The organism is Cohnella thermotolerans DSM 17683, assembly GCF_000429825.1.
Taxonomy (GTDB): domain Bacteria; phylum Bacillota; class Bacilli; order Paenibacillales; family Paenibacillaceae; genus Cohnella; species Cohnella thermotolerans.
This window is the reverse complement of sequence record NZ_KE386956.1, coordinates 42,410-62,280: the sequence shown is the minus strand read 5'-3', so window position 1 is coordinate 62,280 and position 19,871 is coordinate 42,410. Positions and strand designations below refer to the sequence as shown.

Genomic DNA, 19,871 nt, shown 5'->3' with positions numbered 1-19,871 from the left:
TCATCTCTTGTTTTTTGCGATTCATCCCCGAACCGCTGCGGTCTATCCTGAAAAACGGCTTGCAGCCCGTTTCGTGACGTATGATACGACTATCAAAGCGTTTAAGGGGGCGCAAAAATGAATGCGGTTTCAATTGTGATAGGCTCCATCTGCATCCTGATGATCGCTTATCGCCTGTACGGCACGTTTTTCGCGGGGAAGGTGCTAAAGCTTAACGAGGCTTCGCCGACCCCCGCTCATGCGTTGAATGACGGGAAAGATTACGTCCCAACGAATAAATGGGTTGCGTTCGGCCACCACTTCGCCGCCATCGCCGCGGCGGGTCCGCTGGTCGGACCGGTTCTGGCCGCGCAGTTCGGGTATCTTCCCGGATTGCTGTGGCTGCTGATCGGTGCGGTGATCGGCGGAGCGGTGCACGATGCCGTGGTGCTGTTCGCCTCGATGCGAAAAAACGGCAAATCGCTGTCCGAAGTCGCCAAGGAGGAGCTCGGTCCGATCGCCGGCTTCTGCACCGGTCTGGCCATGCTCTTCATCATCACCATTACGATGGCGGGCCTGTCCATGGTCGTCCTTCATGCCCTGGAGAACAACCCGTGGGGCACGTTCGCCGTCGGCATTACGATTCCGATTGCGATGGGCGTCGGGCTGCTTTATAAGAAGACCGGCAACTTGAAGCTGGCTTCCACGATCGGGTTTATTTTGCTGATGTTCGGCGTCTTTGTCGGGCCTTCGATTCAACATACGGTCATCGGCGAATGGCTGACGTTCGACACGCAGACGCTTGCCGTCATTCTTCCGACCTACGCCTTTTTCGCGGCGGCGCTGCCGGTCTGGCTGCTGCTCGCTCCGAGGGATTACTTGAGCAGCTTTATGAAGATTGGGGTGTTCATCGCGCTCATTGCCGGCGTATTTATCATTAATCCGGCGATTCAATTCCCTGCTCTGACCGAGTTTGCGGGCGGCGGCGGTCCGGTTCTCGCAGGTCCCGTATGGCCGTTCATTTCGATCACGATCGCCTGCGGCGCCATTTCCGGATTTCACGCGTTTATCGGATCCGGCACGACGCCGAAAATGTTGAACCGCTGGACGGATATTAAGATGGTCGGATTCGGCGCCATGCTGGTCGAGTGCGTCGTCGGCATCATGGCCCTGGTAGCGGCAACCGCGCTGCACCCGTCCGATTATTTTGCCATCAACTCGAAGCCGGAAGTGTTTCAAACGCTCGGCATGTCCGTCGTCAACTTGCCCGAGCTCAGCAAGGAGATCGGGCTGAATCTCGAAGGCAGAACGGGCGGAGCCGTTACGCTGGCCGTCGGGATGTCGTATATTTTCACCAAAATTCCGTGGTTCGAAAATCTGGCCCCTTACTTCTTCCAATTTGTCATTATGTTCGAAGCGGTTTTCATTCTGACGGCGATCGATGCCGGTACGCGCGTCTCCCGTTACTTGATTCAGGACTTCTTTGGGGAGCTGTACAGACCGCTGAAAAGGGTGGACTGGGCGCCGGGCGCGATCGGCGCCAGCGCATTGGCCTGCTTTCTGTGGGGCTATCTGCTGTTCTCCGGCGATATCGGCTCCGTATGGGCGCTGTTCGGCGTATCCAACCAACTGATGGCCTCGATCGGACTCATTATCGGCGCGACCGTCATTCTTCATATCGCCGACAAGCGCATTTATATGCTCACTTGTCTCGTCCCGCTTGCCTATCTGTTTGCAACGGTCAACTATGCGGGGTACTGGATGGTGAAGAACGTTTACCTCAACTCGTCGTCCTCCGGTTATAACGTGCTCAACGGGATTTTATCCATCGTCATGCTGGTGCTGGGCGTCATCATTATGGTCACGGCGATCCAAAAATGGATTCGCATCTTCAACTCGCCGCGAATGAACGCGGAAGCGATGTCGACGTAAGTCCGTCCTCACAGCGAGGCCCCCAATCGATGGGGGCCTTTTGCCATCGCACTCGTGTCCTTGAAATGCAAAGAAGACCCCTGTCAGGGTCTTCTTTGCATTTCATATGGTTTTGTAACATGCGCTTGGGCGCATGCTCCGACAACCTGGCATGACGATTCGTCAGTTGCCGCCTACACGGGACAAATCGCGCATGTTGGCTTCGAATGCGGCCAGGAGCGCCTTCTCGCCGCTGAGTCCCTGGGCCTCGACTTTGGCGATCTGCTCCAGCATCCGCTTGTAGTCCTTCGGAATGACCTTCACGAAGCGCGGAAGGAATTGATCCCATTCGTCCAGCACCCGACGGCCAAGTTCGCTGTCCGTATAGCGGACGTGCTTCTCGATCATGCTGCGGACTTGCTCAACTTCGCCGGCTTCCTCCAACCGCTCAAGGAGCACCATTTCGAAATTGCAGCGATTGACGAATTGGCCGTCCCAGTCGATCACATAGGCGATGCCGCCCGACATGCCGGCCGCGAAGTTGCGTCCGGTCTTGCCGAGAATGACGACGCGTCCGCCTGTCATATATTCGCAGCCGTGGTCGCCGACGCCTTCGACGACGACGTTCGCGCCGCTGTTCCGGACCGCGAAGCGCTCGCCCGCGATGCCGCGAATATAGGCTTCGCCGCTCGTCGCTCCGTAGAACGCCGTATTGCCGGCAATAATGTTCTCCTCGGCCTTGAACGTAGCCTTCGGCGAAGGATAAACGATGATTTTGCCGCCCGACAAGCCCTTGCCGATGTAGTCGTTGGCGTCCCCTTCGAGCGTCAGCGTCATGCCTTTCGGAATGAAGGCGCCGAAGCTCATGCCGGAAGTGCCGACGAAGCGGAAGTTGATCGTATCTTCCGGCAGGCCGTCCTTGCCGTAACGCTTCGTCACTTCGTGGCCGACGATCGTGCCGACGACGCGGTTGGTATTCTTGATCGGGAACGTGCCTTCCACGCGTTGCCGGTTCTCGAGCGCAGGCGCCGCCGCATCCAGCAGCGTCTGCAGGTCGAGCGACTGCTCAAGGTCATGGTTTTGCTGCTTCACGTTATAACGGAACGAACCTTCCGGCAGCTCCGGCATGTGCAGCAAAGCGGTCAGGTCGACGCCTTTGGCCTTGAAGTGGTTGATCGCTTTCTTCGTATCGAGGCGGTCGGTTCGTCCGACCATCTCTTCGATGGTGCGGAAGCCGAGCTGCGCCATAATTTCGCGAAGCTCTTGCGCCATGAAGCGCATATAGTTGACGACGTATTCCGGATCGCCCATGAACTTCTTGCGCAGCTCCGGGTTCTGCGTCGCGACGCCGACCGGACACGTGTCGAGCTGGCAGACGCGCATCATGATGCAGCCGAGCACGACGAGCGGGGCGGTCGAGAAGCCGTACTCCTCGGCGCCGAGCAGCGCGGCGATCGCGATGTCGCGGCCGGTCATCATCTTGCCGTCCGTCTCGACGACGACGCGGTCGCGCAGATTGTTCAGAATGAGCGTCTGGTGTGTCTCGGCGAGGCCGAGTTCCCACGGCAAGCCGGCGTGCCGGATCGAGCCGATCGGGGATGCCCCCGTGCCGCCGTCGTAGCCGCTGACCAGAATGACGTCGGCGCGCGCTTTGGCCACACCGGCGGCAATGGTGCCGACCCCGACTTCCGAGACGAGCTTGACGTTGATCCGCGCATGGCGGTTCGCGTTCTTCAGATCGTGGATCAGCTCCGCCAGATCCTCGATCGAATAGATGTCATGGTGCGGCGGCGGCGAGATCAGGCCGACGCCCGGCGTCGTGCCGCGCACTTCGGCGACCCAAGGATACACCTTGCGGCCCATGAGCTGGCCGCCTTCGCCCGGCTTCGCCCCTTGCGCCATCTTGATCTGAATCTCTTCCGCATTGGCCAGGTAGTAGCTCGTGACGCCGAAGCGTCCCGAAGCGACCTGCTTGATGGCGCTGCGGCGCAAGTCGCCGTTGGCGTCCGGCTTGAACCGCGCCGGATCTTCCCCGCCCTCGCCGGAGTTCGACTTGCCGCCGATCCGGTTCATGGCGATGGCGAGCGCTTCGTGCGCTTCCTTGCTGATCGAGCCGAACGACATCGCGCCCGTCTTGAACCGCTTGAAGATCGATTCGACCGGCTCAACCTCTTCGATCGGAACCGGAGGCTGGTCGAACTTGAAGTCGAGCAGCGAGCGCAGCGTGCGAATCTCTTCGTATTCGCCCTGCACGAGCGCCGAATATTTCTTGTACAGCCCGTAGTCGTTCGAGCGGGTCGCCATCTGCAGCGTATGAATCGTCTTCGGGTTGAACAGATGGTCTTCCCCGTCTTTGCGCCATTGATAGTCGCCGCCGGAATCCAGCTCGCGAACGGCTCCTTCCTGCTTCTCGAACGCGCGGTTGTGCGACTTGAGCGTCTCTTCGGCGATGACGTCCAGGCCGACGCCCCCGATGCGCGACGGCGTCCAGGTGAAATACTGGTCGATCACTTCGTTCTTCAGGCCGATCGCCTCGAAGATTTGCGCTCCGCGGTACGACTGGATCGTCGAGATGCCCATCTTGGACAGCACCTTGACGACGCCTTTGTTTGCGGCCTTCAAATAATTTTTGACCGCCTTCTCGTGCGAGATGTTCCGCAGCATGCCTTGGCGAATGAGATCGTCCAGCGTCTCGAACACCAGATACGGATTGACCGCGCTGACCCCGTAGCCGAGCAGCAGCGCGAAATGATGCACTTCCCGCGGCTCGCCGGACTCGAGCAGAATGCTGACCTTCGTCCGCGTGCCCTGGCGGATCAGGTGATGGTGCAGGCCCGCTACGGCCAGCAGCGACGGAATCGCCGCGTTGTCGGCGTCGATGCCGCGGTCGGACAGAATCAGAATGTTATGGCCGCGCGCGATGACGCGGTCGGCCGCTTCGCACAGCGTCTGCATCGCTTCGCGGAGCCCTTCTTCGCCGCGGTCGGCGGGGAAGAAGATCGGCAGCGTAATCGACTTGAAGCCCGGACGGTGCACGTGGCGCAGCTTCGCAAAGTCCTCGTTCGAGACGATCGGAGACTGAAGGCGAATGTGGCGGCAGCTCTCCGGTTCCGGCTTGAGCAGATTGCGCTCCGGTCCGATCGTCGTGTACGTTGAAGTGATGATCTCCTCGCGGATCGCGTCGATCGGCGGGTTCGTCACCTGCGCGAACAGCTGCTTGAAGTAGTTGAACAGCCGCTGCGGGCGAGACGACAGCACCGCGAGCGGAGCGTCGTAGCCCATCGAAGCGAGCGGCTCGACGCCGCTGCTCGCCATCGGTTCGATAATTTTGCGGATGTCCTCGAACGAATAGCCGAACGCCTGCTGGCGCTGCTGCACGGTCGCGTGATCCGGCTCCGGAAGCTCCGTCGCTTCCGGCAAGTCATTCAGATCGACCAGGTGGTCGTTCAGCCATTCCCGGTACGGGTGCTCGGTGACGATCGCCTTCTTCACTTCCTCGTCGGAAATGATGCGGCCTTCCTTCGTGTCGACAAGCAGCATCCGGCCCGGACGCAGGCGGTCCTTCAGGACGATGTCTTCCGGCGGAAGCTCGATGACGCCGGCTTCGGACGCCATGATGATCAGGTCGTCCTTGGTCACGTAATAACGCGCGGGACGCAGGCCGTTGCGGTCCAGAATCGCGCCGATCTGAACGCCGTCGGTGAAGCCCATGGCGGCCGGGCCGTCCCAAGGCTCCATCAGCGTGCTGTGATATTCATAAAATGCTTTCTTGTCGTCGTCCATATGCTCGTCGTTCTGCCACGGCTCCGGAACCATCATCATGGCGACGTGGGCGAGCGAGCGGCCGGACAAGTACAAGAATTCGAACGTGTTGTCGAATTTGCCGGTGTCCGAACCGTCGTGGTTGATGATCGGCTTGACCTTCTCCAGGTCGTCGCCGAACAGCTCCGATTCGAACAGCGTCTGGCGGGCGTGCATCCAGTTCTCGTTGCCGCGCAGCGTGTTGATCTCGCCGTTGTGGATCATGTAGTGGAACGGATGCGCGCGCTCCCAGCTCGGGAACGTGTTCGTCGAGAAGCGGGAGTGAACGAGCGCGATCGCCGTCGCGACCTTCGGATCGTGCAGCTCGGTGTAGAATTGGCCGACCTGCTCCGTCGTGAGCATTCCTTTATAAATGATTTTCTTGCTCGACAAGCTGCTGAAGTAGAACGTCTCTCCGCCTTCGATGCCGGAATAGCGGATCGCCTTCTCCGCCAGCTTGCGCACGACGTACAGCTTGCGCTCGAACGCCAGGTCGTCCGCCAGACCGGCCGGTCTGGCGATGAACACTTGGCGGACGAACGGCTTCACCCGTTTGGCCGAGATGCCGAGCATGTCGTCGCGGGTCGGCACCGTTCTCCAGCCGAGAAGCGAGAGCCCTTCCTCCTCGACGATGGACTCGAACATCGCTTCATGCTTCGCCCGCTGCGCGTCGTCCGGGGTCAGGAACACCATGCCGACGGCGTATTGCCCTTCTTCCGGCAGCTTGAAGCCGAGCCTGGAAGCCTCATCGGCGAAAAAGGCGTGAGGGATTTGCAGCAGAATGCCCGCACCGTCGCCGGAGTTGGGCTCGCTGCCTTGTCCGCCGCGATGCTCCATGTTAATCAGCAAGGAAAGGGCCTGTTCGACGATCTCGTGCGATTTGACGCCTTTGATGTGGGCGACGAAGCCCATGCCGCAAGCGTCTTTCTCGTATTGGGGATCGTACAAGCCCTGTTTCGGAGGCAACCCGTTAACGATCTCTTTCATATGAACGCACCTTTCTCTAGGAAGAGTTATGGAAGGGGGACCATCGGACTGTATCGGCAGGAGGGGGAAATGCCCGCAGTCGCCGGAAACGATCCGCGGACAGCTCGGCCCGCGGGCCTATCCATCCCGAATCGTTCCAAAAATAACACCATTCGACTGAACAATCTGGTACAATCAACGAATATAAACGCCCGTTCGGCATTGAAGCCCGGCGCCCGCACGGCGCCATGACGCGAACAAAACGGCCGGCATCCCGTTATTTTTATAATTATTCATTTTTGTAAGTTATATTATTTTAACACCACCGCGCGAGGAATGGCAATTTAATATTTTTATGATGCCGATAACCGATTGTTTCCTGCAGCGCCAGGGAGAACAAAGAGGAGGAACGTTATGCTCGGAAAATTTCGTTTATTGGGCGCGGCCGTTCTGGCGGGCACGCTCGTATGGAGCGCCGCGGGACCGCAAGCGCGGGCGGAGAATGCTCCGGCCGCCGCTGCAGCCGCAACGGCCGGCCAACCTTACCGGATCGTCGTGCTCGGCGATTCCGTCAGCGTCGGCTACGAGCCCGGAATCGTCAGCGCGGCGGACATTTACGGCTATGGGGAACGGCTGCTCGATCAGGCTCTGCTTCACGGCCGGGCGGAAGAGAGCAACTACGCCGTTCTCGGCTTGACGACCGAAGGCTTGACCCGGTTGCTCCAAGGAGCGAAGGACAAGAAGCCGCTGACCGCCTCGCAGCTTCAGGCGTTCGACCCAGGCGCCGATCCGCGGGCGCTGGAGCAGGCGAACGGCATTGCCGCCCGGACGGCCGAATTAAACGCGGCTCTCGCCCAGGCGGACCTGGTGGCGATGACGATCGGCGGCAACGATTTCCTCGACTACATTCGAGAGCTGGCCCTGCTTGACACGAAGGACGCTCTCACTTCCCTGGATGAGGAAATAGACAGCAAATTGAATAATTATGCAGAACAGCTGTCCGCGGCGCTGAAGCTTCTCCACGAATTGGCTCCCGGCGCGTCGATCAAGCTGACGGATCAATACTTGCCGCTGCCGGAACGATTCAATGCCGAGCTTTATGCCCGGCTCAAGCAGGTGACCGACGATCTGGCGGATCGCCTCGACGGGATTGCGCAGGACTTGACGTCCGAAGGCGTCGACATTCAGATCGTGCACGTTCGCGACCTGTTCGTCGGCAAGGAGCTGTCGCTCACGCACATTTTCACCGACACCGACGTTCATCCCAATCAGGCCGGCTATTCGGCCATCGCCGAGCGGTTCGCGGAATCGATCTGGAACAGCTACACGGCCATCCCGGCCGCCGGCAAAGGAACGCCCGCCTCCCCCGCCGCTCCGGCCATCTACATAGACGGTCGCCTGCTCGCAACGGCAAACAAGCCGAAGCTCAAAAACGGAACGACGTTCCTCGCCTTAAGCGACGTCGCCGCCGCGACGGGCGCCGAGCTCGGCTGGGACAACAAGACGAGAACCGCCGTCTTCCGCAAGGACGGGCGCGAAGTATCGATCACGGTAGGCTCCAAAACGATGAAGGCGAACGGAACCGCACGCAGTCTGACGGCCCCCGCCTACCTGGAGACGGTCGGCAAGACGCAGAAGACTTATGTGCCGCTGGCGGCGGTCGCGAACGGCCTGCAATATCAGGTCGTATACAGAAGCAAATTGAATACCGCATTCATTCATTCGTAAGTCGCACCGTTGCCCTACGATCCCGGTTATTATATCCAAAGCGTTCCGCAACGAGCAAAAAAACGGTTGGAGGGAGAACTTCTCCCCGCTCAACCGTTCTTTTCATTTCCCTAAAGGGCCTTATTCTTACGAGGATACCTTGATCCTTACCGTAAACGTCTTGCCTTCGTATGTCGCCTTGACCGTCGTGCTGCCTTTGGCGATGGCGGTCACGACGCCTTTGCTCACCGAAGCCACCTTCGTGCCGCTGGCGGTCCAGACGGCGGCCGAAGTGACGTCGACCGTCTTGCCGTTCTCGTACAGCGCGGTAATTTTCACGGTCGCCGAAGTTCCCGGGCTCAGTTGAAGGCTGGAGCTGGAAGCGGTCAGCTTGGTCAGCTTGGCCTTGACGGTGAACGGCACGCTGAGCGTTTTCCCTTGGAACGTCGCCGTCAGCTTGCCGGTTCCTTCGGCGACCGCCTTGACGCTGGCTCCGTTGACGGTGAGCAGCGATTCGTCGGAAGACGTCCATTCGATCCGCGAGCCGAGCGAGACTTTTTTGCCGTTTTTCGTCTTGCCGGTCACTTTGATCGTTTTCGATTTTTTGAGCGTGAGCTCGATCGACGAAGGATCGATCGTATAAGCAATGTACTCGTCTTCGACGACCGCTTGCACTTTGACCTTCGCGTTCAGGTACGTGCCCGTCATGGTCGCCTTGGCGGCGACGAGGCCCTTCCATTTCGATGTCGTCTCGTTGACGAAAACGTTGACGGAAGAGGATTCCCAGGAGATTTGGTTCGTCAGGTCCGCCTCGGTCCCGTCTTCGTATACGGCATGGATGGTCGGGTAATCCACTTCCTGGCCGGTAATGATGCTGACGCTGTCCGTATCCGCAATAAGAAGATGCACCTTCTTGTTGACGTTGACGGTGAAAATGACGGAGAGCGGGTTCCCGTTCGCATCGACGGCGTTCGCCAGCGTCGCCTGCAGCTTGACGCTTCCGGTCTTGAGCGCCTTCCACCCGCCATCTTCGATCGACACGACGTCGTTGTTCGTAGCGTCCGCGTAAGACCAGGTGACGGAGTCGGACAGGTCGACCGTGTCGCCCGACAGCGCCTCGCCGCTAACCGCCGGGAACGAGCCGGTCTCGTCCACATACGTATCCACGCTCGTCTTGGCGAGCTTGATGGACGTGACCGTCGGATACACGGTAACCTTGATCTCGCGGGTCAAGCCCTTGTAGGACGCTTTGACCGTCGTCGTTCCCGCGCTCTTGGGCACAATGTACGCTTTGTCGCCCTCCACGCTTACGGTAGCCACGACAAGGTCGGAAGACGTCCACGTCGCCGCGGTCGTCACGGTCTCCTGCGTCGCCGCATCCTTCAGCACGTAAGCCTTCACTTCCGTCTTGCCGCCTTGGACCGACAGCTTCAGCGTCTTGTCCGGCGTCGTGCGAAGAGCCTCGTACGGCGTGCGCACGACAACGGTCACGGACTTGGACGCGCCGAGATAGGCAGCCGTTATGTCCGCGGTGCCGACGCCGACGAAGGACACGAGGCCGTCTTCGTCGACGGTCGCGACCGACGTATTGGAGCTCGTCCAGGTCGCTTCCGACGTGACATCGATGTCGGCTCCGCCGGATTTGGGCTGGGCGGTCGCGTGAAGCTGCAAATCTTTGTCGTCCACCTCGCGCTCGATCGGTCCCGTCTGATCCAGCGTCAAGCTTGTGTACGGAGAGGCGACCGTCAGCGTAACGGAATCCGTACGGCCCAGGTAGGACACCGTAATGGTCGCCGTGCCGGGAGCGTTCAGCGTCACTTCGCCTCCGTCCACCGAGGCGACGCTGGAGTTGGACGTTGACCACGCAGCGTCGTCAGTGACATCCGTCTCTCCGCCTTCCGTCGCAATGCCGACGGCTTTCAGGCTCAGATCGCTGCCCAGTTGCACGCTGGCTTTCGCCCCGATATCGGTGTCGTCCTTCCGGATCTCGATGGACTTGTACCTATAGATCGCCTTGACGACGATGGTCGCCGTGTAGCCGCCGTACTTGCCGGTAATGACCGCCGAAGAGGCGCTGCCGCTGGCGGTTACGACGCCGCCCGTGACGCTGACGGCCGAATTGGACGACGTCCACGTCGCGGCGGATGTGACGTCCTTCTTGGTCGTCGATCCGCTGATCGTCGCCCACAGCGTCATGGCGATCGAATCCTCGTTCACATACACCGTGTTGGTGGGCGTGTTGGACGAAATCTCAACAGCCGTCACCGTGTCTTCCGCGGACGCCAGCCCGCCCGCTTGTCCCCAGACGAGGGCCGCGAACAACAGCGTCGCCACGAAGCGGTAGGCGATCGACCATTTGCGGTTTGATATCCGTCCGTTATTCTCCATCTGGTAGCTGCTCATCTTGTGGCGTATCCTCCCAAAGCAAAAATTCCATTCCCTTCTTAATAACGGCCAAAGTACCGGAAAATTGAACCAATATGAACAAAATCGGGACGTTAGTCGCATTATTGGACACGAAAGGGGGGCACGAGCGCCGTTTAGGAGCGATTCTCGGCTTAACCGGCATCCGGTCGGATGCGCGAGCGGCGTTTCACATCGATTCGCAGCGCAACCGGCGCTCGGTCAGAAGCATGAGCGACGTCGGGGTGCGGTATGCTGCTGATGGCGTTAGACGAGAGCGTGGGAAAATGGGACTCAACAGGCGCGCCGCATTTGCGGAAATCCGTCAACAACGAAGATGAACCGAAAGTAGCTCAACGAAAAAAAAGGAGACCGGCCGCCCGATTGGCGAAAGGTCTCCTTCTCGTCTATGATCATGCCGCTGTCTTAAGCGTTCAAGCCAGCCGTTCCGCCCAAACCGGAAGAATCCTGCGTGCGCCAGCGGTCGGCGTTGCGGCTGCGCGCGACGAACACGATCAGCACGAGCGCAACGAACACCGCCGCGTAAGCGGCCAGCGTCCACAGCTGCGCCGCGATCTCCGACGCGCTGCCGCCCGACAGCGTAAGCCGAAGCGCCTTGATCGCATGGGTCATCGGCATCCACTCGCCGATGCGCTGCAGCCACTCGGGCAGCAGTTCGCTCGGGTAGGTGCCGGCGCTCGAGGCCAGCTGAAGCGTCAGCAGGACGACGGCGATGAAGCGGCCGACCGTGTCCGCGAGCGTGACGAGGAATTGCACGATCGTCATAAACGTCAGCCCGATCACGACGCTAACCCCGTAAAAGAGCGGAGCGTTCGGCACCTTCAGCCCCAGCCCGGCGAGCAGCACGGTATCGACCAGCACGGCCTGGAACACCACGAGCGGCGCGAACAGCAGCAGCTTGGACAAGTACCAGCGCCAGCCGCTTCTCACTTCGCCGGCGGCGTCGCGCAGCGGGATAATGATCGTCGACATCAGCACGCCGACGTACAGGCCGAGCGACAGGAAGTACGGCGTCATCCCGGTGCCGTAGTTCGGAATGCCGGCCAGCTTGTGCTCGGCGACCGAGATCGGATCGGCGAACATGTCGGTCTGCTTGTCGTTCCCCTTCACTTCGGCCGCTTGGGCGGAGGCGTCGTCCAGCTTCTCCGACAGCTCCTTCGAGCCGTCCTGGAGCTTGATCAGCCCGCTCGCCAGCGACTGGGAGCCGTTTTGCAGCTGCGACGAGCCTTCGGTGACCTGCAGCAGGCCGCTGTCCGCCGAACCGAGGCCGGAGCGAAGCGTCTCGGCGCCCGTTGCGAGCTGCTTGGCTCCCGACGCCAGCTTGGACGCGCCCTGTTGCGCCTCCGCCAGTTTGCCGCCGAGCGTACCGGCGCCCGATTGCAGTGCGGCGATGCCTTGCTGAAGCCGCCCGGCGCCGTCCGCCAGATCCTTCTGGCCGCCGGCCAGCTGCTTCGCCCCATCCGCCAAGCCGGCGGTTCCCTGCTTAAGCTGTCCCGCGCCGGCGGCGACGGATTCGGCGGCCGCAAGCAATTGCTGGAACGCCGCGTCGTCCGCCATCCCGCCGTGCGCTTCGGCGTATTGCTTCAGCCCGGCGGCCAGCTTGTCGGCTCCGTCGGCCAGGTTGGCGCTGCCTGTCTTCGCCGATTCGGCTCCCGCCGCCAGCGTTTGGCCGCTCTCCGCCAACTGGCCGGCTCCCGCCGCCAGCTTGCCTGCGGCCGCGGCCGCTTCCGCGGCTCCGCTCTTCAATTGACCGCTGCCCGCCGCCAATTGCGCAAGCCCGTCGGCAAGCGTCACGCCGCCTCGGGACAGCGACTTCGCTCCGTCCTCCAGCTTCGTTGCGCCGCCGGCCAGCTTGGTCACGCCCTGGTGCAGCTCCGTTGCGCCGCTCGCCAGCTTCGCGAGATTGTCGCGCAGACGCTGCGCGCCTTCCTCCGCTTCCTTCGCGCCGTCCGCCAGCTTCGAAGCGCCTCCCGCCGCGTCGCGGAAGCCGTCGGCGGCTTTCCCCACCGACTCGAACACCGCCTCGGCATACGCTTTGGTCACCGCATGGCCGACCTTCGTTTTGAGCGACTCCGACGCTTCGGAGCCGATCCGGGAAGTCAAATAATTGTAGCCGTCGTCGACGTAATACTGGATTTCGGCCGGCTGCGGCGTTTCATCCTGCAGCGTAGTCGCCTTCTGCGAGAAATCCTCGGGGATGACGAACGCCATCGAATACCGGTGGTCCTTCAGGCCGTCCATCGCTTCCTTCTCGTCGGTGAACGACCATTTGAAGTCTTCGTTCCCTTTCAACTCGTCGACCAAATCCCGGCCGACTTGAAGCTGCTTGCCTTCCATCCGGGCGCCCTTGTCCTCGTTCACGACCGCCACCGGCAGATCGTCCAGCTTGCCGTAGGGATCCCAGAACGCCCCGATCAGCATGCCGCTATAGAGCAGCGGAATGACGAGCAGCCCGACCATGGACAGCATGGCCATCTTGCTTCCGGTCAAACGCCGGAACTCGCCGCGGATCGCACCGTCTGTCCCGTTTCTCTTCTCCTGCATTCTCTCTATCTCTCCTTTGCGAAAAATACCCAATGACCATTTTCCCCATTCGGTCATTCCCGTCCAAAAAAGAAAGCGTCAGCGGACCGCCAACCCTTCTATGCAGTAAACCCGGAAATGCCTCAGCACCTCGTCCCGGCCGAGCGGCTCGTGCAGATGATTGCCTTCCGCCGTCAGCGCCAAATACATTTTCAACATCATATAAGCCGTCAGTTCGGGGGGACAGGGCCGAATCTCGCCTTTGTCCGCCGCTTCCTTCACATGCCGGGCAATGTAGCCGATAATCGCCCTCTCCACCGTCTCGAGGCCTTCCTTCGCTTCGGGCGTTCCGATGTCCCGCACTTCCTGCGACAGCTTGACGGCCAGCGCATGGCGATCCCGGTAATCCAGCACCCGGTGAAGCACGTTCATCAAATTGTCGGCGAAGGGGAGGGAAGGATCCAGCGTCTCTTCGGCCACCTCGCGAAGATCCCGAATCAGTCCGGTCATAATCTCGTTGAAAAGCTCCTCCTTGTTGGCATAGAACGTGTAAATGGTGCCTTTGCCCACTTTGGCCAGCTTCGCGACCTGATCCATCGTCGTGCCTTTATAGCCGAACGTAGCGAACGAGCGGGCCGCCGCTTCGGTCACCTGCTTGCGCCGATCGGGCGCTTTGCGTTCCTGCGCGATTGCGTTCGACCTCCTTTTCTTTGTCCGGCTCGCGTTGTCGTTGCGACTGACCAAAATAACAATTTGGTCAATCGGTTCTCGACAACTAAAATAACACAGTTGCAAGTGTGATTCAAGTCACTGTGGAAAATATTTCTGCCTGCGTGGGATCGGTCTGTTCGCGGTGGGAAAGCGACTTTCGGAGATTAGGATCCGGCATCTCCCATGATGTCGAATTTGGAGATTGGTTGCGCATGACCCTCTCAACGCACTGAGCCGTTCCGAACTACGGCTTTCATTACGGGGTTCCGTTCGAACCGGAGCGCCAGAAGGAAATTACCGAAGAATTGAAGCGGTATTTCGAAGCAAAAAATGCGGGACGCTTCCGCCGGGGGAGAGGATGAGCAAGCTGCTGGGATGGGAGGATGGGTCGGGGTGTGAGCGGCGGCGGTTGGCTGTGCTGTAAGCCGACGATGGCGGCTTACAGCGGCCGCGGCGGCGGTTGGTCGGGCCGTAAGCCGACGATGTCGGCTTAACGCAGGGTCGTCGAAGGCCGGGACTTATTGGCGCAAGCGCGCCAGCGCTTCGGCGAAGTCGTCCGGCAATGGCGCCCGAACCGACAGCTTCTCGCCCGTCCATGGATGATGCCAAATGAGCCGCTCCCCGTGCAGCGCTTGCCGGGAGATGAGCCCCCTTTTGCCGCCGTAAAGTCCGTCGCCCGCCAGCGGATGGCCGATCGCGGACAGATGGACGCGGATCTGATGCGTTCGGCCCGTCTCCAGGCGAAGCCGGACGAGCGTATAGTCGGGGAACCGTTCCACCACTTCGTAATGGGTCACGGCCGGGTCTCCCGTCTCGCTTACCCGCCGCCTTGTGGAATGGTGCCGGTCCTGGCCGATCGGCATGTCGATCGTGCCTTTGTCCTGCGGCAGAACGCCCTCGGCCAGCGCCAAATAGATGCGCTCGATTTTCTTCTCGCGCATTTCCTTGTCGTACTGGTAGTGGGCGAACTCGTTTTTCGCGTACAGCACCGGACCGGTCGTCTCTTTGTCGATGCGATGAATATGGCGAATGCGCAAGTCCTGGTTCGTCATCTCGTAATAAGCCGATACCGCATGGGCCAGCGTGCGCCGCTGCCCCTTCTCGCTCGGATGCACCTCGATGCCCGCCGGTTTGTTGACGACAAGCGTAAACTCGTCCTCGTACAGCACGTTCAGCTCCATCCAATCGGGCGGAAAATCGCGCTCCTCCCGGGGGAAAAGGTGCAGCCTCAAATTCGGGCCCTGGAGCGCCAGTCCCTTCGTCTGCAGCAGCTTCGACACCAGCTTGGGTGCAAGCGGCGTATGCTGCATCACCTTCTGAACGGGCGCACCCGCCAGCGACTCCGGGAGACGGAATTCCATCCACTCGCCCTTGCGCCTCCCCAGCTTCAGCGGTTCAAAACGTGCCGCTCCGGCTCCTTGCCCGGGAACCGCGCGACGGGAATGGGCTTGTCCCGCTTTCGCGCCGCCGGAAGGGCCGAATCTCTCGGCCGTACGGCCGCGGCCGTGCGAAGCGAATGCCGCGCCGCCCGAGCGATCGGCATAACCTCCGTGCTTGTCGGCCTGGCGTTCGGGCCGCCCATGGCGCGCTTCCGCCCGCCCGGCGTGTCCGCCGCGCTTGTCGCGGCGCCCTCCGCGATCGTCCGCGCGTCCGCGATCGCCTCTTCCTTTGGCCGCGCCCGGCTGCGGCCGGTTTCGTCCGGCACCTCTCATCGTCGATCCACTCCGTTCTCGTCTTCGCCCCACAATATACGGGATGGAATCCCGGATGTCAAATGAAGGCACGCATAGCATCCGTCAGTCCGGCAGTCCCCTTACGCCAATCGGCACTCGGACCGCATCGCGAGCCATTCGGCGCTCGAACCGCATCGCCAGCCAATTCGGCACTCGGACCCCATCGCGAGACATTCGGCACTCGAACCGCATCGCCTGCCTAGCGGCCCCGCCGACTCGCACCGGCCCGGTTCGCCGGCAAGCGCCTCCGCTCACTTGTGCCGGCCCGCAGCTTCCAAGCGCCCCGTCTTCCGGCAGCTTGCGCCCCGAACCCCCTTCCTCCGACCGGAATGAACAGCTTTCGAACGGTCCGGATTTGTCGAAAAAAGCCATCTTATATTACGGTTTGTTTACAAATTCGAGTTTCGCCGAAACTCTACACCGTTCCCTAAAATAACACCGTTTCCACTTTCCGGTTCTCATGGTAAGTTGAAGACAGAGGGCCAGTCCCTCTATGAATCGGGAAACCGGGAGAATGGGAAAAATGGACGCGAACGAAGAGCTTATTGTCGAAGAAGGTCTGGAAGCGGTTGCGGAAGCCCAAGAAGCGGAAGCCCAATTGGAAGAGACGGTAGACGAGGCGGAAGCCGAAGCGGCAGCCGTAACCGAACTTGAAGCGGCCTCCGAGATCGCCGAAGAAGCCGCTTTGGAAGCGGAGCTGGAAGAAGCGAGTTCCGAAGCGGTCGCTAGCGAAGCCGAAGACGAAGCTTCGGCGGATTAATCCCTTAACTCCAGCCGGAAAGGGGGCCTAAGCGGCAGGCTCCCCTTTCTATTTTCCCGCTTACCGGCTCCGAAGACGGCTTCTCAGCGCCCACTTGCGCTCGCGCCGCTTCATATACCGGGGCAGCGAACGATAGATCGCCAGACACTCCCGATCCGTCTCCCGCGCCTCCGCCGTCCGCCCCATCGAAGCGTAAACGCTGCCCAGCCGATAATAGGCTTCGCAGGACGACGAATGGATCTCCTGGAATTTCCGCAAATACGCCAACGCTTTCTCCGCATCCGTCTTCGCGAACGCTTCGCCCAAGCGCAAATACGGCAGGCCGTATTTGACGCGAGGACTGATCGCCAGCGCCCGCAGCATGGCGCGCTCCCCTTCCTCCGTCCGGCCCAACGCCAATTCGCAAAGCCCGAGGTCGCTCCAGTATTCCGCGGAGTGTTCCATTTGCGGCTCGATGCCGAGCAGAATGTCCTTGGCTTCCCTGAATTTCTTGCCTTCGATATACAGGCGCGCAAGCTCGGATTTGGCCGATACGTCGTGCGGATTGACCTGCAGCTGGCGGCGCCATTTGGCGATGGCGCTCCGTCGTTTGAACGGGCGCAGCAGGCTCGGCGTCAGACCGAGGAACCGCCTTTCGAGCGCGTACAAGATGACCAGAAGCACGATGAGCGCCAGGAACGGGTTGCCGAGCAGCCACCACAACAATCCGAATATGAAAAAGAGTTTCAAGGCGCGTCTCCTCCCCTTCGCAATGGCGCTTACTCCCATCCTATCATATACACCGGTCGAAGCGCCTGCGACTTAGGTCATCGGGCGCGCTCTGCGCGTTGCAGGCGCCTGAAGCGGATCGTCCGGCCAGAAATGCTTCGGGTACCGGCCCTTCAAATCTTTGCGCACCTCGAAATAGGCGTTCCGCCAGAAGCTCGCCAAATCGCGCGTCACCTGCACCGGCCTGTGGGCCGGGGACAACAGATGCAGCGTCAGCGGAACCCGCCCGCCCGCGATGCGCGGCGTGTCCGCGAGGCCGAACATCTCCTGCAGCCGCACCGCCAGCACGGGGGCGGACGGATCGGCGTAATCGACCGGAATCCGCGACCCGCTCGGCACAACGACATGCGTCGGCGCTTCCCGCTCCAGCTCGCTGCGCTGCTCCCAGGACAGCGAAGCTTCGAGCACGTTCGCAAGGTTCAGCCGCTGCAGGTCGGCGCGGCTTCTCATCCCGCCGACGTACGGTCCGAGCCAGTCGGCGAGCGTGTCCGTCAACGCTTCGTCGGACCAGTCGGGCCAGCCGTCGGCATGGCTTCCGAGGAACCGGACGCGCTCCCGAAGCTGGCGGGCGGAACGGCTCCACGGCAGCGCACCCAGGCCAAGCGAGCGGACGCCTTCCAGCAGCGCTTCCGTCACTCGCTCCGGGTCGGGATTCGCCAGCGGCCGCTCCTGCAGCGTTATCGCTCCGAGGCGGCGGATGACGCGGGCCCGGACGGCTTCGGCTTCGGCGTCCCAGCGAACGGCCTCTTCCTCGCGGATGAGGTCCGCGAACCGCGCCTCCAAGTCCGCTTCCGCGAGCGCGGCCGCGAGCCGGATGCGGCTCTCCTGGCCTTGGTCGTCCAGCTCGGCGGCGACGATATATTCGCTTTGGGCGAGCGGGTCGTCCTCGGACAGCGCGGCGCCCCGGCCGATGCTGAGCGTGTACCGGCCGGGCCCGCGACGGCGTCCGATGCGGTCCGGGTACGCGAAGCCGAGCAGGACGCCGCAGGCGGCGAGATCGCCGCCGCCTGGCGCCCAAGCCTCCGCCGCGGACCCGGTCCCGCCGCCCGCGACGGAGGCAAGCGCCCGCCGCAGCTCCGCGGCTTCGGCGAGCAGCCGTTCGCGCACGCGCTCGTCGGCGTGCGCGCTTCCTTCGCGCAGCGCCTTGACGCGCTGCGCGATATCGCTGCTGCGCGAGGCGTCGCCGCGCAGCAGGTCGCGCTCGCCGAGCACGGCGGCGAGCTGGCAGGCGAGCGCCGCGAGCCCGAGGGGCGCGGCGCGAAGCAGCATGTGCGCGAGGCGCGGATGGACGCCGAGCTGCGGCAGGAGGGCGCCGTGCGGCGTCAGCGCGCCCGCGTCCGTGATCGCGCCGAGGCGGGCGAGCAGCTCGCGCGCCTGCGCGTAGGCCGCCGCCGGGGGCGGATCGAGCCAGGCCAGCTCGGCGGGATCGGCCGCGCCCCAGGCGGCCAGATCGAGCGCGAGCGGCGCCAGGTCCGCTTCGCGAATTTCCGGCGTGCCGGCCGGAGCGAGCCTCCGGTGCTCCTCTTCGGTCCACAGGCGGTAGCAGACGCCCGGGGCTACCCGGCCCGCGCGCCCCCGCCGCTGGTCGGCGGAGGGCAGCGATACGGGCACCGTCTCAAGACGCGCCATGCCGGTGCGCGGCGAGAACCGCGGCACCCGCATGAGGCCGCTGTCGACGACGATGCGCACCCCTTCCACGGTCAGGCTCGATTCCGCCACCGACGTGGACAGCACGACCTTGCGCCGCCCCGCCGGGCTCGGCGCAAGCGCGCGATCCTGCGCCTCCTGCGGCAAGCTGCCGTGCAGCGGCGCCACATCGACCGGGCGGCCGGCCAGCGCCGCCCGCAGCCTCGCCTCGACGCGGCGTATCTCCGCCGCGCCGGGCAAAAACACGAGCGCATCGCCCTCGCCATGCTCGGCGAGCGCCTCCAGCACGGTCTGCGCCACCGCCGCTTCGACCGGCCCGTCCGCCCGCCGCGCCGCGTACCGCGTCTCGACGGGGAACAGCCGCCCCTCGCTCTCGACGACCGGCGCTCCTCCGAGCAGCTCCGCCACGGGTTGCGCTTCGAGCGTCGCAGACATGACCAGCAGGCGCAGGTCCTCCCGGAACAGCTCCCGCGACTGCAGGCACAGCGCCAGCCCGAGATCGGCCTGCAAGCTCCGCTCGTGATACTCGTCGAAAATGACGAGCCCCGCCTCCTCCAGCGACGGATCGGACTGCAGCATGCGCGTCAGCACGCCTTCGGTCACCACTTCGATGCGCGTTCGCGGGCCGACCCGCGTATCCATGCGCACGCGGTAACCGACGGTCTCGCCCACCTTTTCCCCAAGAGTCGAAGCCATATATCGGGCCGCGTTGCGCGCCGCGAGACGCCTCGGCTCCAGCATGACGATTTTGCGGCCGGCGAGCCACGGCTCGTCCAGCAGCGCAAGCGGCACGCGCGTCGTCTTCCCCGCGCCGGGCGCGGCGACGAGCACGGCTTGCCGCTGCCCGCGAAGCGCGTCTTTGAGCTCGGGCAGCGCTTGATCAATCGGCATCGGCTGCCGCGTCATCCCGTATCTCTCCTCTCTCCTCCGGCTCCCCGCAT

At 62.3% G+C, this 19,871-nt stretch carries 10 protein-coding genes; 3 read left to right on the top strand and 7 right to left on the bottom strand.

The features are described 5' to 3' along the window. Nucleotides 1–117 precede the first annotated feature (117 nt). Nucleotides 118–1,911: a carbon starvation protein CstA gene (gene cstA / locus G485_RS0119040; protein ID WP_027093833.1), complete on the top strand. Its 1,794-nt coding sequence runs from the start codon at nucleotides 118–120 to the stop codon at nucleotides 1,909–1,911. Between the two features lie 162 nt (nucleotides 1,912–2,073). Here the strand turns inward: cstA and gltB are convergent, their stop codons facing one another. Further along, nucleotides 2,074–6,678: a glutamate synthase large subunit gene (gltB, locus tag G485_RS0119035; RefSeq protein ID WP_027093832.1), complete on the bottom strand. Its 4,605-nt coding sequence runs from the start codon at nucleotides 6,676–6,678 to the stop codon at nucleotides 2,074–2,076. A 393-nt stretch (nucleotides 6,679–7,071) separates the two neighbouring features. On the opposite strand from gltB, the gene G485_RS0119030 reads away from it, so the two are divergent. Beyond that, nucleotides 7,072–8,385, top strand: a complete 1,314-nt coding sequence (locus G485_RS0119030; protein ID WP_027093831.1) for a stalk domain-containing protein — start codon at nucleotides 7,072–7,074, stop codon at nucleotides 8,383–8,385. 126 nt (nucleotides 8,386–8,511) lie between these two features. On the opposite strand, the gene G485_RS0119025 is transcribed toward G485_RS0119030, so the two are convergent. The 4 genes from G485_RS0119025 to G485_RS0119005 form a co-directional block, all read right to left on the bottom strand. Further along, a complete protein-coding gene (locus G485_RS0119025) occupies nucleotides 8,512–10,767 on the bottom strand; it encodes an Ig-like domain-containing protein (RefSeq protein WP_051318414.1) in 2,256 nt (751 codons plus the stop codon). 426 nt (nucleotides 10,768–11,193) lie between these two features. After that, nucleotides 11,194–13,332, bottom strand: a complete 2,139-nt coding sequence (locus G485_RS0119015; RefSeq protein ID WP_051318413.1) for a YhgE/Pip domain-containing protein — start codon at nucleotides 13,330–13,332, stop codon at nucleotides 11,194–11,196. Nucleotides 13,333–13,410: 78 nt separating this feature from the next. Then, complete coding sequence (locus G485_RS0119010; protein ID WP_027093827.1) at nucleotides 13,411–14,001, bottom strand: TetR/AcrR family transcriptional regulator; 591 nt, start codon at nucleotides 13,999–14,001, stop codon at nucleotides 13,411–13,413. Between the two features lie 539 nt (nucleotides 14,002–14,540). Further along, on the bottom strand, nucleotides 14,541–15,734 hold the full coding sequence (locus tag G485_RS0119005; protein ID WP_240489208.1) for an RluA family pseudouridine synthase: 1,194 nt from the start codon (nucleotides 15,732–15,734) through the stop codon (nucleotides 14,541–14,543). Between the two features lie 544 nt (nucleotides 15,735–16,278). Here G485_RS0119005 and G485_RS0119000 point away from each other — a divergent pair. Next, nucleotides 16,279–16,515: a hypothetical protein gene (locus tag G485_RS0119000; RefSeq protein WP_027093825.1), complete on the top strand. Its 237-nt coding sequence runs from the start codon at nucleotides 16,279–16,281 to the stop codon at nucleotides 16,513–16,515. Nucleotides 16,516–16,575: 60 nt separating this feature from the next. On the opposite strand, the gene G485_RS0118995 is transcribed toward G485_RS0119000, so the two are convergent. After that, entirely contained in the window at nucleotides 16,576–17,244 is a 669-nt protein-coding gene (locus tag G485_RS0118995; RefSeq protein WP_027093824.1) for a tetratricopeptide repeat protein, read from the bottom strand. 72 nt (nucleotides 17,245–17,316) lie between these two features. Beyond that, nucleotides 17,317–19,836, bottom strand: coding sequence for an ATP-dependent helicase HrpB (hrpB, locus tag G485_RS0118990; RefSeq protein ID WP_027093823.1), 2,520 nt, complete (start codon nucleotides 19,834–19,836; stop codon nucleotides 17,317–17,319). Nucleotides 19,837–19,871: the final 35 nt, after the last annotated feature.